This is a genomic window from Streptomyces sp. NPDC107498 (assembly GCF_055582805.1).
In genome coordinates, this window is the sequence record NZ_JBVJPE010000008.1 from 94,646 (window position 1) to 118,854 (window position 24,209).

Annotated in this window: 24 protein-coding genes, 1 tRNA gene and 1 pseudogene; 12 read left to right on the top strand and 14 right to left on the bottom strand. The window is 70.6% G+C overall.

All coding sequences use genetic code 11. The features are described from left to right. Positions 1-218 precede the first annotated feature (218 nt). Positions 219-1,790: an APC family permease gene (locus ACZ66Z_RS16365; RefSeq protein WP_469934641.1), complete on the top strand. Its 1,572-nt coding sequence runs from the start codon at positions 219-221 to the stop codon at positions 1,788-1,790. A gap of 93 nt (positions 1,791-1,883) precedes the next feature. Here ACZ66Z_RS16365 and ACZ66Z_RS16370 read toward each other — a convergent pair whose 3' ends face one another. The 3 genes from ACZ66Z_RS16370 to ACZ66Z_RS16380 form a co-directional block, all read right to left on the bottom strand. Next, complete coding sequence (locus tag ACZ66Z_RS16370) at positions 1,884-2,102, bottom strand: hypothetical protein (RefSeq protein WP_469934642.1); 219 nt, start codon at positions 2,100-2,102, stop codon at positions 1,884-1,886. A gap of 37 nt (positions 2,103-2,139) precedes the next feature. Continuing rightward, positions 2,140-2,607, bottom strand: a complete 468-nt coding sequence (locus ACZ66Z_RS16375) for a carboxymuconolactone decarboxylase family protein (RefSeq protein ID WP_469934643.1) — start codon at positions 2,605-2,607, stop codon at positions 2,140-2,142. A gap of 135 nt (positions 2,608-2,742) precedes the next feature. After that, positions 2,743-3,483 carry a GNAT family N-acetyltransferase gene (locus ACZ66Z_RS16380; protein WP_469934644.1) on the bottom strand — a complete coding sequence of 247 codons (741 nt, stop codon included), beginning with the start codon at positions 3,481-3,483 and terminating at the stop codon, positions 2,743-2,745. Between the two features lie 114 nt (positions 3,484-3,597). Between ACZ66Z_RS16380 and ACZ66Z_RS16385 the strand changes: the two genes are divergently transcribed. From ACZ66Z_RS16385 to ACZ66Z_RS16400, 4 genes are all read left to right on the top strand, one after another. Further along, on the top strand, positions 3,598-4,239 hold the full coding sequence (locus ACZ66Z_RS16385; RefSeq protein ID WP_469934645.1) for a hypothetical protein: 642 nt from the start codon (positions 3,598-3,600) through the stop codon (positions 4,237-4,239). A 103-nt stretch (positions 4,240-4,342) separates the two neighbouring features. Further along, positions 4,343-5,173 carry an LLM class F420-dependent oxidoreductase gene (locus ACZ66Z_RS16390; protein WP_469934646.1) on the top strand — a complete coding sequence of 277 codons (831 nt, stop codon included), beginning with the start codon at positions 4,343-4,345 and terminating at the stop codon, positions 5,171-5,173. An 86-nt stretch (positions 5,174-5,259) separates the two neighbouring features. Further along, positions 5,260-7,845: a bifunctional FO biosynthesis protein CofGH gene (locus tag ACZ66Z_RS16395; protein ID WP_469934647.1), complete on the top strand. Its 2,586-nt coding sequence runs from the start codon at positions 5,260-5,262 to the stop codon at positions 7,843-7,845. Between the two features lie 134 nt (positions 7,846-7,979). Next, complete coding sequence (locus tag ACZ66Z_RS16400) at positions 7,980-9,098, top strand: ADP-ribosylglycohydrolase family protein (protein ID WP_469934648.1); 1,119 nt, start codon at positions 7,980-7,982, stop codon at positions 9,096-9,098. 37 nt (positions 9,099-9,135) lie between these two features. Here the strand turns inward: ACZ66Z_RS16400 and ACZ66Z_RS16405 are convergent, their stop codons facing one another. Beyond that, a complete protein-coding gene (locus tag ACZ66Z_RS16405) occupies positions 9,136-9,918 on the bottom strand; it encodes an SDR family oxidoreductase (protein ID WP_469934649.1) in 783 nt (260 codons plus the stop codon). A 92-nt stretch (positions 9,919-10,010) separates the two neighbouring features. On the opposite strand from ACZ66Z_RS16405, the gene ACZ66Z_RS16410 reads away from it, so the two are divergent. Then, positions 10,011-10,844, top strand: coding sequence for a hypothetical protein (locus tag ACZ66Z_RS16410; RefSeq protein WP_469934650.1), 834 nt, complete (start codon positions 10,011-10,013; stop codon positions 10,842-10,844). Between the two features lie 98 nt (positions 10,845-10,942). On the opposite strand, the gene ACZ66Z_RS16415 is transcribed toward ACZ66Z_RS16410, so the two are convergent. From ACZ66Z_RS16415 to ACZ66Z_RS16425, 3 genes are all read right to left on the bottom strand, one after another. Beyond that, the gene (locus ACZ66Z_RS16415) at positions 10,943-11,143 is read right to left on the bottom strand and encodes a DUF397 domain-containing protein (RefSeq protein WP_469934651.1); all 201 of its coding nucleotides are present in this window, start codon (positions 11,141-11,143) and stop codon (positions 10,943-10,945) included. A gap of 179 nt (positions 11,144-11,322) precedes the next feature. Beyond that, entirely contained in the window at positions 11,323-12,183 is an 861-nt protein-coding gene (locus tag ACZ66Z_RS16420) for a helix-turn-helix domain-containing protein (protein WP_469934652.1), read from the bottom strand. Between the two features lie 206 nt (positions 12,184-12,389). Next, entirely contained in the window at positions 12,390-13,088 is a 699-nt protein-coding gene (locus ACZ66Z_RS16425) for a GOLPH3/VPS74 family protein (protein ID WP_469934653.1), read from the bottom strand. Positions 13,089-13,271: 183 nt separating this feature from the next. Here ACZ66Z_RS16425 and ACZ66Z_RS16430 point away from each other — a divergent pair, with 183 nt between their 5' ends. From ACZ66Z_RS16430 to ACZ66Z_RS16440, 3 genes are all read left to right on the top strand, one after another. Beyond that, positions 13,272-15,632 (top strand): serine hydrolase, encoded by a 2,361-nt coding sequence (locus tag ACZ66Z_RS16430; protein WP_469934838.1) that lies wholly within the window; start codon positions 13,272-13,274, stop codon positions 15,630-15,632. A 132-nt stretch (positions 15,633-15,764) separates the two neighbouring features. Further along, positions 15,765-17,678, top strand: coding sequence for an MFS transporter (locus ACZ66Z_RS16435; RefSeq protein ID WP_469934654.1), 1,914 nt, complete (start codon positions 15,765-15,767; stop codon positions 17,676-17,678). Between the two features lie 278 nt (positions 17,679-17,956). Beyond that, positions 17,957-18,178 (top strand): hypothetical protein, encoded by a 222-nt coding sequence (locus tag ACZ66Z_RS16440; RefSeq protein WP_469934655.1) that lies wholly within the window; start codon positions 17,957-17,959, stop codon positions 18,176-18,178. A gap of 18 nt (positions 18,179-18,196) precedes the next feature. Here ACZ66Z_RS16440 and ACZ66Z_RS16445 read toward each other — a convergent pair whose 3' ends face one another. From ACZ66Z_RS16445 to ACZ66Z_RS16460, 4 genes are all read right to left on the bottom strand, one after another. After that, positions 18,197-18,610 carry an Imm10 family immunity protein gene (locus ACZ66Z_RS16445; RefSeq protein WP_469934656.1) on the bottom strand — a complete coding sequence of 138 codons (414 nt, stop codon included), beginning with the start codon at positions 18,608-18,610 and terminating at the stop codon, positions 18,197-18,199. Between the two features lie 579 nt (positions 18,611-19,189). Further along, positions 19,190-19,519: a CPCC family cysteine-rich protein gene (locus tag ACZ66Z_RS16450; protein WP_469934657.1), complete on the bottom strand. Its 330-nt coding sequence runs from the start codon at positions 19,517-19,519 to the stop codon at positions 19,190-19,192. Beyond that, positions 19,468-20,334 (bottom strand): tetratricopeptide repeat protein, encoded by an 867-nt coding sequence (locus tag ACZ66Z_RS16455; RefSeq protein WP_469934658.1) that lies wholly within the window; start codon positions 20,332-20,334, stop codon positions 19,468-19,470. The genes ACZ66Z_RS16450 and ACZ66Z_RS16455 overlap by 52 nt, the downstream gene beginning before the upstream one ends. Positions 20,335-20,786: 452 nt before the next feature. Continuing rightward, on the bottom strand, positions 20,787-21,032 hold the full coding sequence (locus ACZ66Z_RS16460; protein WP_469934659.1) for a hypothetical protein: 246 nt from the start codon (positions 21,030-21,032) through the stop codon (positions 20,787-20,789). A gap of 405 nt (positions 21,033-21,437) precedes the next feature. On the opposite strand from ACZ66Z_RS16460, the gene ACZ66Z_RS16465 reads away from it, so the two are divergent. Next, on the top strand, positions 21,438-21,926 hold the full coding sequence (locus ACZ66Z_RS16465) for a hypothetical protein (RefSeq protein WP_469934660.1): 489 nt from the start codon (positions 21,438-21,440) through the stop codon (positions 21,924-21,926). Here the strand turns inward: ACZ66Z_RS16465 and ACZ66Z_RS16470 are convergent. Both ACZ66Z_RS16470 and ACZ66Z_RS16475 read right to left on the bottom strand, forming a co-directional pair. Next, on the bottom strand, positions 21,916-22,608 hold the full coding sequence (locus ACZ66Z_RS16470) for an HAD family hydrolase (RefSeq protein WP_469934661.1): 693 nt from the start codon (positions 22,606-22,608) through the stop codon (positions 21,916-21,918). The genes ACZ66Z_RS16465 and ACZ66Z_RS16470 overlap by 11 nt on opposite strands. Further along, positions 22,595-22,960, bottom strand: a complete 366-nt coding sequence (locus ACZ66Z_RS16475; RefSeq protein ID WP_469934662.1) for a hypothetical protein — start codon at positions 22,958-22,960, stop codon at positions 22,595-22,597. Before ACZ66Z_RS16475 ends, ACZ66Z_RS16470 begins: the two co-directional genes overlap by 14 nt. 38 nt (positions 22,961-22,998) lie before the next feature. Here ACZ66Z_RS16475 and ACZ66Z_RS16480 point away from each other — a divergent pair. Then, a pseudogene (locus ACZ66Z_RS16480) lies at positions 22,999-23,238 on the top strand (tyrosine-type recombinase/integrase); the annotation flags it as partial. Positions 23,239-23,309: 71 nt separating this feature from the next. On the opposite strand, the gene ACZ66Z_RS16485 reads toward ACZ66Z_RS16480, so the two are convergent. Further along, positions 23,310-23,382: transfer RNA gene (locus tag ACZ66Z_RS16485), tRNA-Arg, on the bottom strand. A gap of 321 nt (positions 23,383-23,703) precedes the next feature. Here ACZ66Z_RS16485 and ACZ66Z_RS16490 point away from each other — a divergent pair. Further along, positions 23,704-24,204 carry an AMIN-like domain-containing (lipo)protein gene (locus tag ACZ66Z_RS16490; RefSeq protein WP_469934663.1) on the top strand — a complete coding sequence of 167 codons (501 nt, stop codon included), beginning with the start codon at positions 23,704-23,706 and terminating at the stop codon, positions 24,202-24,204. Positions 24,205-24,209: the final 5 nt, after the last annotated feature.

Below are 24,209 nucleotides of genomic sequence, written 5' to 3' on the forward strand. Positions count from 1 at the left end.
CGGGAAAATTTTGAAACGGACATTTAGGGCACAGCTGCGGTTCCCGCATATCGGACACCCGTCGCCGGACCTGTCGGATTCCCGGATCGCCCCGTTGGTCGATCTTTCAATCATTGGCGAGTGTCCGATTCGACCCCGGAAAAGCAAGGTCATGATCGATCAAGTGAGCGGAGTCAAGTGCTCCGGATGTGGAAACCGCAGCATTTAACGTCGAGTTCATGACTCAGGTGGACGTGCGGCCTCAGGCCGGAGACACGGCAGGGGGCGACGACGCCCCGGGCGGCACCCCCGGCGTGCGCACCAAGGGCCTCGGCGGCAACTCCGTGGGCCTCCTCGGCAGCGCCGTCATCGGCATCTCGACCGTCGCCCCCGTCTACTGCCTGACCTCCACGCTCGGCTCCACCGCCGGCGAGGTCGGACTGCAGATGCCCGCCGTCTTCCTCGCGGGCTTCCTGCCGATGCTGCTCGTCGCGTTCGCGTACCGCGAGCTCAACAAGCGCATGCCGGACTGCGGCACCTCCTTCACCTGGACCGTGAAGGCCTTCGGCCCCAAGGTCGGCTGGATGTGCGGCTGGGGCCTGGTCATCGCGACGATCATCGTGCTGTCCAACCTGGCCGGCGTCGCGACCTCGTACTTCTGGCTGCTCGCCGGGGAGATCAGCGGCAATCCCTCGATCGCCGCCCTGGACGACGACAAGGCCGTGCACATCCTCACCTGCCTCACGCTGATCGCCTCCGCCACCGCGATCAGCTACCGCGGCATGACCGCCACCAAGGGCGTGCAGTACACCCTGGTCGGCCTTCAGCTGGCCGTCCTCGCGGTCTTCGTCGGCATGGCCTTCTCCAAGGCCGGCTCGGTCGACTTCCCGACCGGGGCCTCCTTCTCCTGGTCCTGGCTGAACCCCTTCTCCGTCGGCTCCTTCGCGGCCTTCACCGCCGGCCTCTCGCTGTCGATCTTCATGTACTGGGGCTGGGACACCTGTCTCACGGCCAACGAGGAGACCACCGACAGCGACAGGACCCCGGGCCGCGCCGCGCTCATCTCGATGGTCGTCCTGGTCGGCTCCTACCTGGCCACCGGCGTCGCCGCCCAGATGGTCGTCGGCTCCGGGGGCAAGGGCCTCGGCCTCGCCAACCCGGAGACCTCCGACAACGTCTTCGCCGCCCTCGCGGGCCCGGTCATGGGCCCCGTCCTCGGCATCGCGCTCTTCGTCGCGGTCCTCGCCTCCGCCGCCGCGAGCCTGCAGACCACCTTCATCCCGGTCGCCCGCACGGTCCTCGCCATGTCCAGCTACGAGGCGCTGCCGCCGTCCTTCGCCCGGGTCCACCCCGTCTTCAAGGTCCCCGGCAAGGCCACGATCGTGGCCGGCGCCTCCACCGCCGTCTTCTACACCGTGATGACCCTGGTCAGCGAGAACGTCCTGGTCGACACCATCTACGCGCTCGGCCTGATGATCTGCTTCTACTACGCGCTGACGGCCTTCGCCTGCGTCTGGTTCTTCCGCGAGGAGCTCTTCCGCTCCGCCCGCGACCTCGCCTTCAAGGGAGTGATCCCGTTCCTCGGCGGCCTGATGCTCACCGCCGTCTTCGGCAAGACGCTCTACGACATGTGGAACCCGGCCTACGGCTCCGGCTCCTCGGTCTTCGGCGTCGGCTCGGTCTTCGTGATCGGCGTCGGCCTCCTGCTCCTGGGCGTGGTGATCATGCTGGTCATGCAGCGCAGGAGCCCCGCGTTCTTCCGCGGCGAGGTCCTCACGAAGGAGACCCCGTCGATGGTGATCGCGGACTGACGCCGGACGCGGACCGACGCTCGGGGCGTCCACGAAACGCGAAGGTGGCGGGCCCGTGGGGGGTCCCGCCACCTTCGTCGTCCTCCGTACCGGTCAGTGGTGACCGGGCAGCAGCCGCTCCACCGCCGCGTTGGCGGGCGGCAGGTCGGGCGTGCCGGCCGGCTTGGCCTTGGGGGTCAGGACGCCGCTGAGCGGGACGACCGAGGGAAGGTTCATGCCGCCGGTGTCGGCGGCCGCGGTCCCGGTGGCCGCGCCGGCGGCACCGGCGGCGGCGAAGACGGTCAGGGCGGCTGCGGTGAGGATCCTCTTCATGCCCGCACCAACGCGGACGGCAGGCGTCCGGTTACGGCTACCAGGTCGCGCCGGCCGGCTGCCGGACGGTGACGTTGATCCGGTTGAACAGGTTGGTGACGGCGACCATCAGCACGATCGCGGCGAGCTGCTTCTCGTCGAAGTGGTCGGCTGCGGCGTCCCAGACCTCGTCCGGCACCGCGTCCGAGACGTCGGCGAGCCGGGTCGCCGCCTCGGCGAGGGCGAGGGCCGCCCGCTCCTCGTCGGAGAAGTACGGCGCCTCGCGCCAGGCCGCGACGGCGAACAGCTTCTCGTCGCCGACGCCGTTCTTCCTGGCGCTCTTGGCGCCGTAGTCGACGCAGAAGCCGCAGTTGTTGATCTGGCTGGCCCGCAGGTGCACCAGCTCCAGGATCGTCTCGTCGACCCCGCCCTGCCGGGTGGCCTTGACCAGGTTCTGGATCGCCGGACCGGCGTCGGTCAGGACGTGGGCGGGGTTGGTCATGCGGGCCCGGGGCGTGTGCGCCATGGTGACTGCTCCTCAGCGTGTCTCGGTGCGTCTCGGCGTCGCTCGTGCGTCGCTCTCACCGCACTGACGGATCGCGCGCCGGTGAGGTGACACGTCCGGAGAGCTTTTCCGGGATCCTTTTTCACGCCCCCGCGCTCACGCCTCCGCGATCAGGGCGGTCGCCACCGTACGGAAGCCGAGCCGGCCGTAGAGCCGGGCCACGTCCGCGTCCGAGGCCGAGAGGAACACGAGCTCCGTGCCGTGGGCGCGGGCGTCCGCGACGAGCGCGGCCGTGACCGCGAGCCCGAGGCCCCGGCGCCGCGCCGCCGGAACGGTGCCGACGCCGACCACCTCGGAGACGGCCCCGACGGGCTGGTGCTGGCCGGCCGAGAGGGCGCTCCCGTCGGCGTCCAGGGCCGCCGCGAGCCGGGTCAGCCCCGCCGCGAGGCGCTCCGCGACCTGCGCGGCGCTGCCGGGCTCCGGCTCCATCCCGAAGGCGGCGTACGGTGCGGCGACCGCGCTCTCCAGGGCGGGGTCGTCCGCGCCCACCATCCGTACGGTCACGTCCTCGGGCTCCGGTACGGCGAGCGGCTCGCCCGCCAGGACCATCAGCGGGTGCTCGTGGACGGTGAGCCCGGTCGCCTCCACGGCGGCCCGCAGCCCCGGGGCCGTCTCCGCGACCCATTCGAAGGCCTCGGGCACCCCCAGCTCCCGCTGCCGGGCCCGCACCTTCTCCACGGCCCCGGGGGAGACCCCGCCCTCGTGTCCGAGCGCCGGGCGGGCGTAGTAGGGCCAGCCCTTCCCCTCCCGCACGAAGAGGGTCAGCGGCCCGAACTCCTCGGCACGGGCGGCGGATCGGGGGACGGCGTCGTAGTACGTCTCGATTCGGTTCAGCACCCGGCCACCGTAGGGGGCGGCGCGGGAGGTCGCAGGCGGTTTTCGAACGGGACGGAGGGAACCGCGCGAGACGTGATCCCGTCCCACAGCGCGACCGTGGAAAGAGGGGGAGCCATGAGCCGTACCCGCCACACCTGCCCGGGCTGCGACCGCGACGACCTGGTGCAGGCCGTGCCGGCCGTGTACCTCGCGGGCCGGGACTCCGTCACCGGCCGGGAACGGAACCGCGACGGCGACGTGCGGACCGTGACCCGGACGGTGACCACCGGGCTCTCCGACGCGCTCGCGCCGGTGCCGGAGCCGCCGAAGCACGCGATCGGCTGCGTCGGCCTCGCCTCCGGTTTCGTGTGCGTCGCCGCGTTCATGGGCTGGATCTTCGTCGGGGGCGCCCTGGAGGGTGACCCCGAGCCCGTGGAGGACTTCGCGCAGTTCGGGCCGCCGCCCCGGCTCGGCCCGGACCTGGGGTTCCTGGGCTGGGTCTCCGCCTTCGCCCTGGTCGTCACCGTCCTGGTCGTCGTCGAGCTGTGGCGGCGCAGGGCCGCCTTCGCGGGCCTGACGCGCGGACGGCACCGCGCCGAGGAACTCTGGGCGCGCGGCTGGTACTGCCACCGCTGCGGAACGGTCCACTTCGAGGACGTGCCCGGTGAGGACCGCGTCCCGCTCACGCTCCAGCGCTTCCGCGAGAGAGTCTGGGAGCACGGCGGGTACGGGGACCTGGCGGCGCGGCGGCGGGCGGTGGACCCGGCCCGTCCCTGACGGCCGGCCCGGCGCGTCCTCGCCGCCGTCCCCCGCCCGCCGTATCCCGCCGCATCCCGCCCGACCCCTCGGAAATCCGCGCCCCACCGCCTACCGTGCCGCTATGCGGATCTCGACCACGATCTTCCTGACCGACGAGACCATCGGCCCCGTCCGGCTCGCGCGCGAGCTGGAGCAGCGCGGCTTCGCGGGGCTCTACCTGCCCGAGCACACCCACATCCCCGTCGAACGGACCACCCCCTACCCGGCGGGCGGCGAGCTGCCCCGGGAGTACGCCCGGACGCTCGACCCGCTCGTGGCCCTGGGCCAGGCCGCGGCCGTCACCGAACGCCTCGGCCTCGGCACCGGCATCACGCTGATCGCCCAGCACGACCCGATCGTGCTCGCCAAGCAGGTCGCCACCCTCGACCACCTCTCCGGGGGCCGGTTCACCCTGGGCGTCGGCTTCGGCTGGAACCGGGAGGAGGCCGCCGACCACGGCGTCGACTGGTCCACCCGCCGCGACCTCGGCCGCGACCGGCTGGACCTGATGCGGGCCCTGTGGGCACCCGAGCCGACGGCGTACGAGGGGAAGCACGGCGACTCCGTGCGCGCCTCGGAGGTCTGGCCCAAGCCGGCCGGCGGCGCCCCGCGCGTCCTCCTGGGCGGCGCGGCGGGCCCGAAGCTCTTCGCGCAGATCGCCGCCCGGGCCGACGGCTGGATGCCGATCGGCGGGCGGGGCCTGACGGAGTCCCTCCCCGTCCTGCGCGAGGCCTGGGAGAAGGCCGGCCGCGCCCCGGAGGCCCTCCACCTCGTCCCGTACGCGGTCCTCCCGAGCCCGGGCAAGCTGGCCCACTACGAGGAGCTGGGCTGCGACGAGGTCGTCCTCCAGCTCCCGCCGGGCGACGAGACGGAGGTCCTGACCGTCCTGGACGCGTACGCGCGGTACCTGTGACGGGCGGCGCCCGTGACGAGCGGCCGGGTCCGGGTTCCTGCGGGGACCCGAACCGCGGTCGCGCGGGGCGCTCGTATGCTCGGTTCATGACGGATCACCAGGCAGGACGACCCACCGAGAACGCCATGCGCCGCGCCCTCAAGAGGGCCAGGGACGGGGTCGCGCTCGACGTCGCCGAGGCCGCCGTGCTGCTGCGGGCGCGGGGGGAGGACCTGGCGGACCTGGTGGCGACCGCGGGGCGCGTGCGGGACGCCGGTCTGGAGGCGGCCGGGCGGCCGGGGGTGGTCACGTACTCGAAGAGCGTGTTCGTGCCGCTCACCCGGCTCTGCCGGGACAAGTGCCACTACTGCACGTTCGTCACCGTCCCCGGCAAGCTGCGCCGGGACGGGCACGGGATGTTCATGTCGCCGGACGAGGTCCTCGACGTCGCCCGCCGCGGCGCCGCGGCGGGCTGCAAGGAGGCCCTGATCACCCTCGGCGACAAGCCCGAGGACCGCTGGCCCGAGGCCCGGGAGTGGCTCGACGCCCACGGGTACGACGACACCGTCGCGTACGTACGGGCCATGGCGATCCGCATCCTGGAGGAGACGGGGCTGCTGCCGCACCTCAACCCCGGCGTCCTGTCCTGGACCGACTTCCAGCGCCTCAAGCCCGTCGCGCCCTCCATGGGCATGATGCTGGAGACGACCGCGACCCGGCTCTGGTCCGAGCCCGGCGGCCCCCACCACGGGTCCCCCGACAAGGAACCGGCGGTGCGCCTGCGGGTGCTGGAGGACGCCGGCCGTTCCTCCGTCCCCTTCACCTCGGGGTTGCTGCTCGGCATCGGGGAGACCCTGGAGGAGCGGGCGGAGTCCCTCTTCGCGCTGCGCCGCGTCGCGCGCGCGTACCACTCGATCCAGGAGCTGATCATCCAGAACTTCCGCGCCAAGCCGGACACGGCGATGCGCGGGATGCCGGACGCCGAGCTCGACGACCTCGTCGCCACCGTCGCCGTCGCCCGGCTCATCATGGGACCCTCCGCCTGCCTCCAGGCCCCGCCGAACCTCGTCGACTCCGAGTACGAGCGGCTGATCGCCGCCGGCATCGACGACTGGGGCGGGGTCTCCCCGCTCACCATCGACCACGTCAACCCCGAGCGTCCCTGGCCGAAGATCGAGGAGCTCGCCGAGAGGTCCCGCGCCGCCGGCTTCGAGCTGCGGGAACGGCTCTGCGTCTACCCCGAGTTCGTCACCCGGGGCGAACCCTGGCTCGACCCCCGGCTCCTCCCGCACGTCCGCGCCCTCGCCGACCCCGAGACCGGCCTCGCGAACCCCGACGCGCCCGTGCGCGGCCTGCCCTGGCAGGAGCCCGACGAGGCCTTCGTCGCCACCGGCCGCACGGACCTGCACACCACCATCGACACCGAGGGCCGCACGTCCGACCGGCGCGAGGACTTCGACGACGTGTACGGGGACTGGGAGGCGCTCCGTGAGGCAGCCGCCCCCGGCATGGTCCCCGAGCGCGTCGACGCCGACGTCCGCGAGGCCCTCTCCGTCGCCGCCGACGACCCGACGAGGCTCACCGACGCCCAGGCCCTGGCCCTGCTGCACGCCGACGGCCCGGCCCTCGACGCCCTGACCCGCGTCGCCGACGACGTCCGCGCCTCCGTGGTCGGCGACGACGTCACGTACGTCGTCACCCGCAACATCAACTTCACCAACGTCTGCTACACCGGCTGCCGTTTCTGCGCCTTCGCCCAGCGGCGCACCGACGCCGACGCGTACACGCTCTCCCTCGACCAGGTCGCGGACCGCGCCCAGCAGGCCTGGGACCTCGGCGCCGTCGAGGTCTGCATGCAGGGCGGCATCCACCCCGACCTGCCCGGCACGGCCTACTTCGACATCGCGCGCGCGGTGAAGGAGCGGGTCCCCGGGATGCACGTGCACGCCTTCTCGCCGATGGAGGTGGTCAACGGCGCGTCGCGCACGGGCCTGTCGATACGGGAGTGGCTGACGGCCGCGAAGGAGGCGGGCCTCGACTCCATCCCGGGCACGGCGGCGGAGATCCTGGACGACGAGGTCCGCTGGGTGCTGACGAAGGGCAAGCTGCCGACGGCGACGTGGATCGAGGTCGTCACCACGGCCCACGAGCTGGGCATCCGCTCCTCCTCCACGATGATGTACGGGCACGTGGACCAGCCCCGGCACTGGCTCGGCCACTTCCGCACGCTCTCCCGCATCCAGCAGGAGACCGGGGGCTTCACCGAGTTCGTGACCCTGCCCTTCATCCACACCAACGCGCCCGTCTACCTCGCGGGCATCGCCCGCCCCGGCCCGACCGCCCGCGACAACCGCGCGGTCATCGCCATGGCCCGGCTCCTTCTCCACCCGCACATCCCGAACATCCAGACCAGCTGGGTGAAGCTGGGCACGGAGGGCGCGGCGGAGATGCTCCGCTCGGGCGCGAACGACCTGGGCGGGACGCTGATGGAGGAGACCATCTCCCGGATGGCCGGGTCGGGTTACGGCTCGTACCGTTCGATCCGCGACCTGGAGGCGATCGCGGAGGCGGCGGGGCGCCCGGCGAAGCCGCGCACGACGCTGTACGGGGAGGTGCCGCGGGAGCGCCAGGACACCGCCCGGGCCTCGGACGGCCACCTCCCGACGCTCCTCCCGGTCCTGCCCCGGGAGTAGACCGCGCCGCGCGGAACGCATGCCCGCAACGGGGGTCCCGAAGGGCGTCCGATCGCATGACGTTCCGGGTCCGGAACGCACGTACCCGGTCCATTACAGTGCTGCGCAGACCGCCGACGGGGGGAGGGCACGTCGTGGCCACGACAGCCGCAGCCGTGTGGGGCCGCGCCGAGCAGCAGGACTTCCGGGCCCGCGTACGGGGCTGTCTGCTCGGTGGGGCCCTCGGCGACGCCCTGGGCGCGGCCGCCGACGGCCGCACGCTCGCGGAGCTGCGCGAGGTCCACGGACCTGACGGACTCACGGATCCCGTGCCCGCGTTCGGCCGTCGCGGCGCCGTCACCGCGGCGACCCAGATGGCCCTGTTCACCGTGGACGGCCTCATCAGGGCCCAGGTCCGCCGGGACACGGGCGCCTGGCACCCGCCCACCGACGTCCACCGGGCCCATCTGCGCTGGGCCGCCACCCAGCGCGACTGGGGCCCGGACGAGCGCCGCAAGGACAACGGCTGGCTGGCGTGCGAGGAGTGGCTCTACGCCCGTCGCAATCCGCCCCGCGCCTGCCTCACCGGCCTCGGCGACGACGTCCTCGGCACGCTCGACAAGCCGAAGAACCCGGACGCCGCGGACTCCGGCGCGCTCGCCCGCTCCGCCCCCTTCGGGCTGCTCGTGGGCTGGGAGCCGCAGCTCGTCTGCCAGCTGGCCGTGGAGTGCGCGGCGCAGACGCACGGCGCCGCGGAGGCGGGCCTCGCGGCGGGCGCCTTCGCGGTCACCGTCCACGGTCTCGCGCGCGGCGGCTCCGTGGAGGCGGCGGTGGCCCGCGCCCTGGAGCAGCTCGCGGTGCGCCCCGGCCACGAGCCGGTCACCGAGGCCCTGAGGGCCGCGCTGACCGCCGTACGGGAGGGGGCGCCGGACGCGGACCGGGTGACGGCCCTCGGGGCCGGTGCGGACCGGGCCGGGGGACAGCTGGCGGCGGCGGTCTACTGCGCCCTGGTCGGCGAGGACGTACGGCACGGGCTGCGGCTCGCGGTGAACCACGACGGCCCCTCGGCGGTGACCGGAGCGCTCACGGGCGCGCTGCTCGGTGCCCTGCACGGCGAGACGGCCCTTCCGCCGGCCTGGCTGGCCGAACTGGAGGGGCGCCCGACGGTCCTGGAGCTCGCGGACGACTTCGCGATGGAGATGACCCAGGGCGCCGCCCTGCACGGCGCGGCGGAGTCCTCCCCGGGCTGGCTGGCCCGTTACCCGAGGGGCTGATCCGTCCGCGCGCCCCGCAGTACGGGAAGCAGGGCGTTCAGCGCATCAGCTCCCCGGCGTTGACCAGCAGCGACTGCCCGGTGATGGCCCGCGCCCGGTCCGAGGCGAGGAAGGCCGCCGCCTCCGCCACGTCCCCGTCCGTCGCGAGCTCGGGCAGCGCCGTCCGCTCGGTGAGCCGGGCGAGGACCTCGGCCTCCGGCACCCCCTCGGTGTGCGCGGCGAACCGGACGTACGCCTGGACCGGCGGCCCCCACATCCATCCCGGCAGCACGGTGTTGACCCGGATCCGGTGCGGCCCCAGCTCGTGCGCGAGCGAGTACATGGCCGAGGTCAGTGCCCCCTTCGAGGCCGCGTACGCCGCCTGCCGCACCTGCGAGGGCGCCGCCACCGCCGACTGCGTCCCGATGAGGACCACCGAGCCGCCGCGCTCCTTCAGCGCCGGCAGGCAGGCCCGGGTCATCCGCAGCGTGCCGAGCAGGTTGACGTCGAGGACCCCCTGCCAGGTGCCGAAGTCCGCGTCCTCCAGGCCCCCGAAGTAGGAGTCCCACGCGGCGACGTGGACGACCGCGTCGATCCCGCCGAAGCGCTCGACGGCGAGCGCGGCGAGCGCCTCGCACTGCTCCTCGTCGGTGATGTCCGTGGCGCGGTAGGCGGTGCGGCGGCCCTCCGGGTCGATCTCCGCCGCGGACTTGGCGAGGTTGGCCACGGTGCGGGCGCCGAGGACCGCGCGCCCCCCGTCCCGGACCACCGTCTCCGCGATCCGGTGCCCGAGCCCGGCACCGACCCCCGATACGACGACCGTCTTCCCCTGGAGCAGCATCCGGACCCTCCTCGACCCTGGCCAAGCAACTGACGGTCCGTCAGAGTAGGTGCCCGTCACCGACAAGGGAAGACACGGGAAGGGGTACGGGAGTGAGCGAGGAGACCCGCAGCGAGACGTACGCGGAACTGGCGGCCCTCGGGCCGTACGGCGTGCGTCCCGGCCACGCGCTGATCACCATGGTCGAGCCGCACCCGGGCCACGAGCACGCCTACAACCGCTGGTACGAGGACGACCACTACTACGCGGGCGCGATGGCCATGCCCTGGATGTACGCCGGCCGCCGCTGGGTCGCCACCCGCGAACTCCAGCTCCTGCGCGGCCCGAAGGAGTCCGCGGTCGCCCGGCCGGTCACCGCCGGCTGCTACCTCTCCACGTACTGGATCACCGAGGGCCGCTACGACGACCACATGAAGTGGACCGTCGGCATCAACAGGCGGCTCGACCGCGACGCCCGCGTCCACCACGAGCGCACCCACGTCTTCACCTCGTTCCAGGACCACGAGGCGACCGTCTACCGCGACGGGGCGTCCGGCCCGCGCGACTTCCACGCCCTCGACCACCCCTACGCCGGGCTGATCCTCCAGGTGGTCGACGCCGAGGGCCCGGAGGAGCGGGCGGCCCTGCTCGACCGCCTCCGCACCCGCGACCTGCCCCGCCGCCTCGCCGGCTCACCGGCGGCGCTGGTGACCGTCTTCCGTCCGACCCCGCTGCCCGGCGACCGCATGACGTACGTGAAGCAGGTCGAGGGCGTCGACACCCGGCTGACCCTGCTCTGGTTCCTGGAGGAGGACCCCCGCGCGTGCTGGACGGACCACTTCGCGGACCTGGAGGACCTGGGCGGGGGCGCGGGGAGGGTGGAACTGGTGGCGCCCTTCGTCCCGACGGTCCCGGGCACGGACCGCTACGTGGACGAGCTGCGCTGACCTCGCGCGGGCAGAAGCCGAGCCCCCTCGGCCAGGACGGCGGACCGGTCGAGAGGGCTCTTTTTGTACCGCTGGTGACGGCGTGCGCGCACCGGGGCTCAGAGGGCCCCGGTGCTCACCTCGCCGACGAAGGCGTTCCACGATCCCGGACCGAAAGAGAGGGACGGACCCTCGGGCGCCTTGGAGTCCCGCACCGCGATCGCGGCCATGACAGGGGACTTCACTTCGACGCAGGCCCCGTTCCCACCCGAGTACGAGGACTTCGTCCAGGTGTCCGTAGCACCCTGAATAATCGCCATGCTGCTCACTCCGGTTCTGCCGAGTAGTGTGTCGCGCCAACGTTCTTGATGGCGTGATCGACGCTACTCGCCGGTCCCGTCCGACGGGACCGGCGTTCACACGTCCGAGTGGCATATTCCAACCGTGCTTCCGTGGGAGCGATCACCCGGTGTACGGTGCCTGCCCCGCCCTTCGGTGATCAGCCCTGGGCGTGCTTCTTCGCCATCTTCGAGATGAACTCCCGCGTCTGCTCCACGTTCAGCGCCTGCGCCCTGAGGTGCTCGTACATGACGGAGTACTTGCCGACGTCCTGCGCCTTCTCCAGGTACAGATCGCTCGTCACGCCCTCGATGTAGACGACGCTGGAGTCCGAGGTGTCCGGGAACTCCAGGATCGAGTACTGCCCGCTGATCCCCGGATGCGCGCCCATCTCGAACGGGATCACCTGCACGGTGACGTGCGGCAGGTGCGACTGCTCGATCAGGTGCTCCAGCTGCTCGACCATCAACTGCCGGCCGCCCACGATCCGGTGCAGCGCGCCCTCGTCGATCACCGCCCACAGGCGCAACGGACGCTCCTCGTCCCGGATCCGCTCCTGGCGGCGGGTCCGGACCGTGACGCGCTTCTCGATCTCCGCGGGCGTCGACTCCGGCAGCGCGCCCGAGATCACGGCCTCCGCGTAGGCATGGGTCTGGAGCAGGCCCGGGATGATCTGCGGCTCGTACATCCGCAGGCTCTCCGCGTCCGTCTCCAGACCGATGTAGACGCTGTACGGGATGTCGCCGAAGGCGTGCCACCAGCCCTGCTGGCGCGAGTCCTTGGCCATCTGCATGAGGGAGTCGACCATGCGCTCGTCCTCGACCTCGTACACGCCGCACAGGTCCCGGACGTCACGCTGGCTGATGGACCGACGGCCGTTCTCCAGCCGGCTGATCTTGGACTGGGAGACGAGGAGGCGCTCGGCGACCTGCTCGGCCGTCATGTTCTTCGCCTCGCGGAGCTTGCGCAGCTCCTGGCCCAATCGACGTCGCCTGACGGTGGGGTTGACGTTGGACGCCACGGAAACTGCACCTCCGGCTGTCTGCTGCGTAGCTGTGAGTATCTACCGCTTGGCAGACTGCCACCAATGGCCGGGTGCGCGCTGGGAAAACAGGACAACGCACGTGTGCGGGACGGCCGTCCAGACCGCCCCGCACACCCGTGCGGCTCCCGGAATGGTTCCAGGTGGTTCGTGGTGCGGGTTGCTTCGTGCGGGCCGCGCGTCGGTCAGTGCGCGGCCACGCGGTCCATGCTGCCGCGAGGCTGCGCCGGGACGCCCGCGGCGCTCCGGCGCGGCTGCGCCGCCGCGCCGTTCTGGACGTCCATCACGGCGTGCGCCACGAGTCCGCCCATGGGGTCGTGCCGGATCAGGTCGCGCAGCCGGGACCGCGACGACCGTCCTTCGTTGCCGGGGTACAGGTGCTTGCCGAGACCGACCGCGTGGGCCAGCGCGGCGAGCGCCGCGGTCCGCGGGTCCGGCGGCACGCCGGTGCGGATCGCACTGTCCAGTCGGGCACGGATCTCCCGACTGATCGCCGTGTCGGTCGCCTGGTAGCGAACCGTCGGCAACACCCCGCACATCTGGCCCTCCACGGCATGCACCATGCCGCATCGCTCCAGATGCGAGAGATACGTCTGGCGGAGCCCCAGCCGGGGCCCGCCGATCCAGTGGACGGCCCGAACCGGACTGCCGCGCCTGCGCAGCAGCTCCAGTGCGGAGTCCAGTGTCGGATCTCCGGTCGGCCGTGGCATCACCACGGCGATACGATCCCCGTCAGGGGCTATCCGGCCTGCCAGAGCCAGCTCCACTAGCTGTGCTCCGGCCAGACCGAGGTCGAGCGACTGCGGCTGCGCTGTGGTACCCGTGGTCGGGTCCAGAGCGAGCAGCAGAAGCTCTTCCGGAATAGTTCTGCGGCTCCTGCCCATCCATGCCTCCCCGCGTGGATGAATGACAGGGTGACCCCTCTCACATTCATCTGTCGAGAGTGCCTGGGTGGTTCATCCGGGAACCGGCAGGTATGTCGTTCTCGTCTAGCACGGGAGCCAAGGGGTTCACACAGGACACTGGTACACGGTTCGGACGTACGCATGACGCATGGAGGAGGCACGGTGGCGGGCGAGTCCCCCGACAAGGCGGAGCAGCAGGGGTCGTCTCAGGAGACGACGGCCTCGGGCGGCGGCCGGGATCCTCGGCTTTCCGTTCTCCGTGAGTCAGACGCCTCGTCGTCCTCGGCGGTTCAGGTCGATCAGCCGACGGCCGTGTTCAAGAACCTGACGCCGCGCACGCCCGAGGACGACGAGTCGAAGACGGAGCCGGAGGCGGAGGCGAAGCCGGAGGCGGAACCGAAGACGGAGGCGAAGGCGGAGCCGGACTCGGAGCCCGAGGCCGAGGCCGGGGCGGAGAGCGACCGTCTGAAGGCGGCCGTGGCGGCGTGGGTCGCGACGGAGGAGCCGGAGGCGTCGAAGGCCGAGGCCGAGGAGTCGGAGTCGGAGGACGAGACCGAGGCCGAGGACTCCGATGCCGAGGGCGAGGAGGCGGTCGAGGACGCCGAGGATGCCGAGGGCGAGGACAAGGCGCCCACCGCGTCCTGGTTCGCCACGCGGAAGCCGGCCGCCGACGAGAAGTCGACGGAGCCCGAGGCGTCCACCGAACAGCCGAAGCCTTCGAAGCCGTCGGACGCCTCGGACGAGAGTGACACCTCGGACGAGCCGGACTCCTCGGACGAGGCCGGCACCCCGGACGAGGCCGGCACCCCGGACGAGGCCGGCACCCCGGACGAGACCGACTCCTCCGACTCTGCCGACTCCTCCGAGGACGAGGAGCCCGTCGACCAGCCGACGACCATGTTCAAGATGGTCCGTCCGCCCGTGGTCGACCAGCCGACGACCGCCCTGAAGCTCCCGTCCGGTCCGACCGGTCCGACCGGTCCGACCGCGGACTCCGACAGCGAGCGCACCAGCGTCTTCCGCGCGCTGCGTCCCGACATCCCGGCCGAGCAAAAGGCCGAGAAGGCGGCGCGGGAGGCCGCCAAGGCCCCCGCCGCCCCGGCGCCCGCGCCCAAGGCCCCCGAGGCCGCCAAGGACCCCAAGGCCCCCGCGTCCGAGAAGCCCGCGCCCGCCCCCGTAGCGCCGTCGCCGGCGGCGCTCGCCGAGCCGGAGCGGACCCGGCAGCAGCCGCTGCCGCCGCTGCCCCCGCTCGACCTGCTCGCGGAGCTGACGAACACGCCGCCCCCGCCGCCGAGCCCGCTGCGGACGGCCGTGCGCCGGGTGCGGATCTGGACCCCGCTGGTCCTGCTCCTCCTGATCGTCTTTGCGATCGTGCAGATGGTCCGCCCGCTGCCCGCGCCCGCGCTGACGCTGTCGGCCGCGCCGACCTTCACCTTCGACGGCGGCAAGCTGCAGATGCCGTGGCCCAACGAGGGGCAGGGCGCCGTCGAGGTCGAGGGCGTCGGTTCCATGGGCATGTACGGAGCGCAGAAGCCCGCTCCGATCGCGTCCGTGACCAAGACGATGACGGCGTACGTGATCCTCCGCGACCACCTGATCAAGGGGAAGCAGCAGGGTCCCGAGATCACGATCGACAAGAAGGCCGCCGACCAGGCGAAGCACGATTCGGAGTCGACGGCGCCGGTCCAGGAGGGTCAGACCTACACGGAGAAGGAGCTCCTGGAGCTCCTGATGATCCCCTCCGCGAACAACGTGGCCCGGCTGCTCGCGCGCTGGGACGCCGGTTCGGAGGCCGCGTTCGTCGAGAAGATGAACGCCGCCGCGAAGGACCTGGGCATGACCCAGACGACGTACACGGACCCGTCCGGTCTCCTCGACACCACCATGTCGACCCCGCAGGACCAGCTGAGGCTGGCGAAGGCGGTCATGCAGTACGACGTGTTCCGCGAGATCGTGAACATGCCGAACCTGACGGTCGACGGCATCTCCGGCCGGATCGAGAACAACAACAACATCCTGCTCTACGACGGCGTGAGCGGCATCAAGACCGGCTCCTCCACCCCGGCCGGCGGCAATCTGCTCTGGGCGGCGAACACCGTCGTGGACGGCCAGAACCGCCGCATCCTCGGCATCGTCATGGGGGCGAAGAACGCCAAGATGCTCATCGACAAGCTCCAGCTGGCCATCGACAACAGCCTCAAGCTGATCCAGCAGGCCCAGAAGGACGTCACCTCGGCCGCCGTGGTCGAGAAGGGCCAGGTCCTCGGCTACGTGGACGACGGCCTCGGCGGCCGGACCCCGGTCGTGGCCACCAAGGAGCTCAAGGCGGTCGGCTGGCCGGGCCTGGAGGTGAAGCTGGAGCTCACGGATGGCGGAAAGGCCGTCCCGCACTCCGGCAAGGCGGGTGACGTCGTCGGCCAGGTGTCGATCGGCACCGGCTCGGGCAAGGTCAGCTCCCCGGTCGCCCTGAAGGCCGACCTGGCGGAGCCGGGCTTCGACAAGAAGCTGACCCGCCTGGGCTGAGGCCACCCGCTCGGCCGGGCGCCCCGGATTCTCCGGGGCGCCCGGCTGTTAGCGTCTTCGGGGGACGAGACGCACGCGTACCTGCGCGAGAAGCGAGCAGCGAGACGGGCAGCAGCACGGGAAAGGGCCGCAGTGACCACCGCCGAGCCGACACGCGCCGACCGCGCGGAGTCCGACCCCGACGTCTACCGTGATGCCCATGAAGCTCGTGACACCGACGACGGCCCGCCCACGGATATCGAGTCCCCTTCGCTCCCGCGAATAGTGCTTCCGACGCAGCGGCCCGCCCCGGCACCGGCCCCGGCGCCACCCGCTCCCACCCCTGCCCGCGCCCCACGGCGCAAGCGCCGCTCCACGGTCATGGCGGCCACCGGGCTCGCCGCCCTCACGCACGTCCTGTGGTTCTTCCTCTTCGCGAACAGCGGCGGGGACCTGGCCGCGCAGGACGCCTGGGCCGAGTTCGTGGGACGGCACCCGGACTCCGCGTACAACCTGGCCTGGTACGGCGGGATGCACCCCGTCTCGTACAGCGTGGTCTCGCCCTACCTGATGTCGTTGCTCGGCGTCCGCAGCACGATGATGGTCGCGGGGACGCTGTCGGCCGGCCTGACCGCGCTGATCCTGGTGCGGGTGCGGGCGGTCCGCAACCCGTTGGTCTGCTCGATCGCGGGCGTCTTCGCCTTCCTCTGCAACGCGCTCTCGGGCCGGGTGACCTTCGGCCTCGGCATGATGTTCGCGCTCGGCGCGGTCGCCGCCGTCTTCTGCTGGCCGTACCGCTGGCGCCGCAAACGCTGGGCGAAGGCGGCGGTCGCCGCCCCGCTGGCCGGTCTGGCGACGGCGTGCAGCCCGGTCGCGGGCCTGTTCCTCGGCGTGGCGGCGGCGGCGCTGTTCCTGAACAAACGGCGTCCGGGCGCGTACGCCCTCGGCCTCGCCCCGGTGGCCGTGGTGGCCCTCTCCTCCTGGCTCTTCCCCTTCTCCGGCACGCAGCCGATGGCCTTCGGCTCGGCGGCGCTCCCGCTCCTCTTCGGCGCCCTCACCTTCCTCCTCGTCCCGAAGACCTGGCGGACGGTCCGCACGGCGGCGGCGGTCTACACGATCGGCACCCTCCTGACCTGGCTGATCGACTCCCAGATCGGCTCGAACATCTCCCGGCTGCCGATGCTCTTCGCGGGCGTCGTGCTGCTCGCGGCCCTGCCGTACACGGCGCCGCGCTCACGCCGCTGGTACGCGCTGCTGCTCGCCGTCGCGGGGCTGAACTTCTGGATCGGCTTCAAGGGCGTCGACGACGTCATCCGCACCGCCCCGGACGCGTCCTGGGCGCGCGAGCTCGCGCCGCTCGTCAACCAGCTCCAGGTCCGGGACGCGGGCAAGGCGCGGGTCGAGGTCGTGCCGGCGTCCAGCCACCGCGAGTCCTCCGCGCTCAGCCCGTACATCAACCTGGCGCGCGGCTGGAACCGCCAGGCGGACATGGAGCGCAACCCCCTCTTCTACGACGACACGCTGAACGCCGCGAACTACCGGGACTGGCTCCACCGCTGGGCCGTCCACTACGTCGTCCTGCCCACCGGAGCCCCGGACTCGGGCGCCGAGCAGGAGGCGGAGCTGGTCGCCGAGGGCCTGCCGTACCTGAGGCAGGTCTGGTCGGACGAGAACTGGCGGCTGTACGAGGTGCAGAACCCGACCCCTCTCGCCGACCCGCCGGCCGAGGTGCGGAGCGCGGAGGAGAACGAGGTCGTGATCCGGGTCGACAGTCCCGGCCGGGTCCTGATCCGCGTCCCGTACTCGCCCTGGCTCGCCCTCATCGACGAGGACGGCGGCAAGATCGAACCGCCGAAGGAGACGGAGGCCTCGAAGCTGGCCCGCGAGGCCTCGGACACCGAACTCCCCAAGGTCTTCGCCAACGAGGAGGGCTGCCTCTTCAAGACCGAGGCGGACTCCGAGGGCGACGAATGGACGGAACTCGTCGCCCCGAAGGCGGGCGTCTACCGCCTGGGAGCCCCCTACAAACTCTCGCGCGGCACGGCCTGCCCGGAAGAACTCCGCTGACACCGGAAGGGGCCGCCCCAGGAAACCATCCCCCGAGCCGGCCCTCCTTCCCGTGCCCTCCCGGCAGGCGGAGCCGTCGCACATGAGGCCGGTAGCCGAAGGAATGACACCCCGGGTCTCTGACCTGAGAGCCAACCGCTCCTGACTCCCTCGAACTGCGGGGTCCAGTCGGCTGTCGTCGTCGTTGCGCACCCTTGGCCGCCTCTGCACGGCTCGGGGACGGCCCCACGGGTCACCCGGCGCTCGACACTGACAAGATCTACGGGAGAGGGGTGGGCGTGGACATCGTGGAGCTCATGGAATGGCTGATCGAGCAGGGGTGTTGCGCAGTCTTCAAAGCTGACGGCGGGCGGACCCCGGGCACACGATGGATGGTGATCGTCTCCGGCGGAGTCCTGGGTGAGGATGCGTTCTTTCGTACCGACCGGCCTTCGCCGGACGCATGTCTTCAAGACCTGCTCGATCACCTCGAGACTGCCGGGCTCTCTCCCTTCGCCTGAGGGCCGAGGACTTCCTCGTCACGCACCGATCAACCTGGGGCGGCCCTCGCGACGTCCGTATCGCAGGATGCGCGGCAGGACTTCACGCATCCGCGCCAAGTCCTCTGCTGGGGCACGGAGCAGCGCCTCGACGACGGGGTCGGTCAGCCCTAGGTCGTCCAGCGACTCGGGATCCAAGGTCACGCGCAGCACGTCGTTGTCCAGTTGCACTTCGCGTACGCAGCCGTAGGCAGTGCCCTGGTCGGGCGTGACCAGGCAGTGCGTGTCCATGCCCAGGGCCACCTCTTGCGCGTCTGGCTCGTCGAAGTCGCACATGAACATGAGCGAGAAGCCGTCCTCATCGTCGGACTCGGCCACACCTGCCATCAGGCAGTCGTCCATTTCCGGATCATCGAGTCCGCACGCAAGCAACGCCGTGAACCTGTATGTCATGCAGGTGTTTTAACACTGAGGACTGACGGTCGACGGGACGGCCGGTGAGACGGCGACGCTCCTTTCTCACCACTCTCCCCGGCCCCGTCCTGTCTGCCGTCGACCCACGCGCCGTGTCTGCTCGGGACTCCGCCCGGACCGGCGGCAGACGGGACGGGAGTCCCACCGCCACCCCCCATCGGTCGGCGCCCGCGGACGAGCACCCCTCCATCCCGGAGCCCGAGCGCCCCGCCGGAGGCATCGTCCTGAGCCGCACTCGCGTACCGCCTCGTCCACCTCGTGGGTTCGTCGCCCATCAACCCGAGCTGTCAGGCGTGCGGACGGCGGCCGGGCTGGAGCGGGGCGCAGACGGGAGCGCAGGTCCGGGCGAGCGGGGATACCAAAAGGCACCTACGGAGATCCGTAGGTGCCTTTTGATTTTGTGCCCCCGGTAGGATTCGAACCTGCGACATCCGCTTTAGGAATTCGATCCCTGGGCCGTGCGAGCCGCCCGGACGCCTGCTTGCCGACCGGTTCGGCATCCAGTCCAGGGCGCCGAGATGCGGGGCCGTCTGGCGACGTTGATGTCAGCCGGTGATATCAGACCGCTGGGTATTCGTGCGGCAGAGGCTCGCGTACGAATGCGGTGCACCGCTCGTCGCAGGCTCCCATGGTCTGGAAGTTCTGCCGTGCCTCCGTGAGGCTCAGTCGGCCGTTCGGACCACCTCGAACCTGGTCGGCATCGTGGTCGTCCTGTCCGTCGTCCTCCCAGAAGCACACAGGGCAGATGTCGAAGCTGCCACGCTCATCGAGCGTCAGGAAGCCGCAGCAGGGACAACGGTACGGGCCGTCCTCGGCCCTCCCATCACTCTCGGGGCTCAACCGAACAGCTCCAGTCCGTTCCAGCTGCGTTCGCCGCCCGACGCCCATGCATCCAGTAGTTGCCGGGCCTCGGTCTCAGGGGCGGCCAGCCAGACAGTCTGCGAGCCGCCGTGTGTCGGCACGCTGGCCTCATCCCAGTCGACCGGCCCCTCGCTGCAGCATGCACACAGCATGTGGAAGCTGCTCGCCGGCTCTGCACCGAAGTCCTGCGCGAAGAATGAAGCCACCAGGGCGTCGACGTCGGATGCATCCGCTGTGTTTACGGTCGCATGCAGCGTCGGCAGCGAAGAGGCCTCGAAGAGCAGCAATTCATCGAAGACAGCGACTTTCTGGCCGTTGTACGTCCGCTCGCCGGTCGGCTCCCCATCGTGCACGACGATCTCCCCGAAGCGTCGGCCTTTCGTGGCAGGAACGTTCATCACGCGCCCTCGCGTCGGGCAGAGCCGCTGGATCCAGACCACCTCGCGCTCGCCACCCGTGTCCAGCCGTACGCACGCCGGGCCGAAGGCGCCGTTGATCTCCCCCTCGCCTTCTGGCATCGGGATCCCGAAGCCCTCCCAAGCGTCACGGGCGGTCGACCAGTCACGCTGGATCGTGGCAGCGACCCCCAGGTTCCAAAACACCGGGTCCTGCTCGCCGCGCGGCGAGCGGGCAGCAGCCTCACGGCCGAGTTCGTAGGCCTTTGCCCAGTTACGCAGAAACTTGTACGCCAGTGCTGCGTCGTACCACCACATCGCGCTGGGGCCCTCGTCCGGATAGTGAGCGAGGACCTGCTCGTACAGCTCGGCGGAACGCAGCCACTCCTCCGCATCCCACATCTCGCGAGCTCGTTCCAGCAACCGCTTCGCCTCGGACTTCTCCACGCCCCTGCCCCTCCCTCTGACCAGGGAGGGAGTTTCGCACGACGACTGAAGGGGTGCTGGAAAGGGGTGTCGAAACGGTTGCGTCCAGGGGAGTGGTGTATGGGTCCGACCTGATCCGGGGCCAGCAAGGTCAGAGGCTGGTAGCAAATTTGCTACCAGCCTCTGACCTTGGACTTCAGCGTCGGGGTGGAGGGATTTGAACCCGCGACCTTTTCGTCCCGAAGCAACTCGGGACGAAGCTGCGCCTTGGGATGCTGCGCCTCTCACCTGCGCTGATGGTCCGCAGACGTTCGTGCTCGTTCGCCGCTGTTCGTCGGCGTTGTCACGCAGTTAGACACTCACCGCTGAGACGGTGGCGCCAGCGATCTCAACCTTCGGAAGTTCGATCAACGGGTCTTGTTGCTCACGCCTACAACTCTGTTGTCCGGCGACGTTGGTGTCATCTGCTGATGTCACTTCGCATAGCGCCGGCGCGTTACCAGTCGCCGCAGCCTACGGTGGCGCTGTCCCGCTGCTCGCTGCTGAGCTTTCACGATGGCGACTGTCTGCGGATCACTGATGAGGTCGTAGTCGTGCATCAGGAGCGCGTCGTCGTCCTCGGCCAGCAGGTATCGCAGCGTGCTGATATGGCGCGCAGGGCTGGTGAGTAGTCGCTTCGGTTCCAGCCAAGCGGCCAGACCACCATCGTCTTCCAGCATGGGATCACCGTAGTCAGCCAACCCGGTGTTGTCGTGCCAGTTCTCCGGGCGTAGACACAGCCCTACCTCCAGCTCCCATCCCACCGGCCGGCACCCGCGTACGGTCCCCTCCCCATCCCGGAGTCGGAGCGCCCCCGCCGGAGGCATTGCCTTGAGCGCCACTTGCGTACTGCCTCGGCCACCTCGTGGGTTCGTCACCCATCAACCCGAGCTGTCAGGCGTGCGGACGGCGGCCGGGCTGGAGCGGGGCGCAGACGGGAGCGCAGGTCCGGGCGACGGGCCGCGCGCGCCGTGCGCGGCGGGTGCCTTGATGAGGTAGGGAAATCTGTAACAACAGGCTGGACCCTCACCGTCTGATCAAAAGCTGTTGCCCTGATCTGGGTCGACCCGGTAGTCAGTCTCTCGATGACGATCTTTCACTGTGCTTCGTGTGGTGCTCGGCTGACGGCAGAGCTGCAGCAGATGGCCGAGGTGCCCGGGCGTCCCTTCTTTGACGGTTTGCCGGTCGATGGGGTTCGGCGTGCGTCCGCGACCATGCCGCGCGGCTTCTATGCGGTTGACCCCGACCCGACCGGTGCACCGTTCGTGGCAAGCGACGACCAGGACAGCTTTGCCCCGGCGTATCCGGGTGGACCGTCGATCAGCTACGAGGGCGTCGAGATGGTTTCTGGAGGGCCTCGCAACACCCTGCTGCTCCACCCTGAGGACATGCCGAGCCTGGTTCCGTTGAGCACAGAAGAAGTGGGCTGCTGCGGCAATCCTGGCGACAAGGGACCGAATCGGGGGTGCAGATGCGGTGCCACAATCGGCACTGAGATGTCCGAGTGCTACACCCCGTACGAACTCCACCTCGTTCCAGGCGCGGTAGTCGAGGGACGGGTCGTTACACGGTGATAAACGCGTCGGCAATGGCGTGCATGTCCTCAGTGACGACGTCGGCCTGCGCTTCGGCGAACAGGTCTGCCTTGTGCGGCTTGTTGGCGTAGCCGATGACCGTTGCCCCGGCTGCGTGGGCCGCCTGGATGTCCGCGAGGGAGTCGCCGATCAGGGTGCAGCCTGTGACGTCGATGTCCATCTGCTCGGCTGCCGTGATGAGCGGGAATGGGTTCGGCTTCATCAGATGCAGGTGCTCGGAGGGGCGACCCACGATCTTCGTGACGTGCTCCTCCAGGCCGTGGAGCTCCAGGAAGGCCCTTACGCATTCGGCGGAGTTGTTGCTCACCACCGCCACGCCTCGGCCGCTCGAACGCGCTGCCTGGAGTGCTTCCACGGCTCCTCGCGTCGGCTGGCCGGCCACCGCGACAGCTCGGACCTCGGCGGCAGTGAGGGCCCGCTCGACCTTCTGTCCCAGTTCGGTGCCGACCTCGTGCGCGATGCGCAGAACCTCGATCGGGTCGTCGGTCTGGGAGGCCTTCGTGCCCGCGGCTTCATCCTGAGAGGCAAGGAGGGTGGTCAGTTCCCGCGCGACCTCGGACGCCGGCAGTCCCGCGAACACGTCGCACACGGGTCCGTCAAAGTCGAAGAGGATGACGCGGGCGTTTGCCAGGGTCTCGGTGAGTGGGTCAGCGTGCGTCAAGGTCGAAGTCCCTTCCGATGGTCTCCCAGACGCTGTCGAACCACATCCGGGCTTGCTGGACCTGCTGGGCTCCGCCCGAAGACTCGCCGTCGTTGATGGAGTGATGGAAGAGGACGGTGTCCTTGCCCACCAGGTCGTAGATCTCGATTGTCCCGCCCTGGGCGACGACCTTGTTGGGGCGGATCGGGTAGTACCAGAAGAACGCGTCCTCGTTGTTGACCACGTAGAGCTTGAAGAACTGTGTTCCGCTGTGGACGCGGACGCTGATCTTGGTATCGGCGACCAGGCCGAGGTGCCCCAGCTCGGTGATGGCGTCCCGGATGCTGCGTGTGTAGCCGACCCATGATGTCATGCATGCGGTCGCGGAGCCGCTGGTCGTCTGCACCGTCCTCCTTCACCCGCGTCGCCGCCTCCGCCGGGCTCCGTGTCATCCGGCTCCACGACGCCCGTCACGGCTGCGCGACCCTGCTCACCGCGGCCGGCGTCGCGCCCCGCGTCGTGATGGAGATCCTCGGACACAGTCAGATCAGCATCACGATGGACGTGTACACGCACGTCGTCCAGGACACGCAGCGCGAGGCCATCAGTCACATGGACCGGCTGCTCAAGAGGCGGCCCGGTCGTCCCTGACCGTCGCCGTTGATGTCAGCCGTGGATGTCAAAGGGCACCTAGCAACGTTGCTAGGTGCCCTTTGACCTTGTGCCCCCGGCAGGATTCGAACCTGCGACACCCGCTTTAGGAGAGCGGTGCTCTATCCCCTGAGCTACGAAGGCGTTGACCGCTGACAGCGTAGCGGATGGGGGTGTCGCGGGTCGCCCCGGTTGTCGTTGTGTGGTGTCGGGGTGTGGGGGACATGACGGACTACGCGAAATGATCTAGTAAATGTGTCAGGTACCTGACCTAGGATGCGGCCCTTCCGGTCTGAAGGAGGAGACCGCGTGCGCCCCGCAGAGACGTGTTCTCGGACGGTTCGTCGTGGCGGGCGTCGCGGTTCTCCTCGTCTCCCGTTGCGACGTCTTCACGCCGACCCGGTCGGACCGGGGCGACGGCCGGTGTGTCGGATCGAACTGATTCCCGTTGTTGGAGGAGAGAACATGCGCAAGACCGCGACAGCCACCCTCATCGGCTCCGCCGCCCTCGCCGCCACCCTGCTCGGCACCACGTCCGCCTCGGCCGTGGCGGCCGCTCCCACGTGTGCCCACATCTGCGTCCTCGGGATGCGGACGGCCACGCACGACACCTACGACCGGGTCGTCGTCGACCTCGGCGAGGGCACCGTTCCCGGGTGGACCACCAGCGAGCAGACCACCCCGCTCTACTGGGGCGAGGAGGGCTCGCAGACCCAGGTGCCGATCCAGGGCGACTCGTACCTGAAGGTCACCCTCATGCCGGCCGAGACGTTCGACGGGAACCACCAGGCCACGTACACGAGCCCGCGCTCGCAGTCCTTCGCCTACCCCAGCCTCAAGGGGCAGGCGCTCGTCTACAGCTTCGAGGACAGCAACACCTTCGGGCTCGCCCTCGGGGCGCACTCCTCGTACAAGGTCTTCAAGCTGACCGCTCCCAACCGGATCGTCATAGACATCAACCACTGATCCGG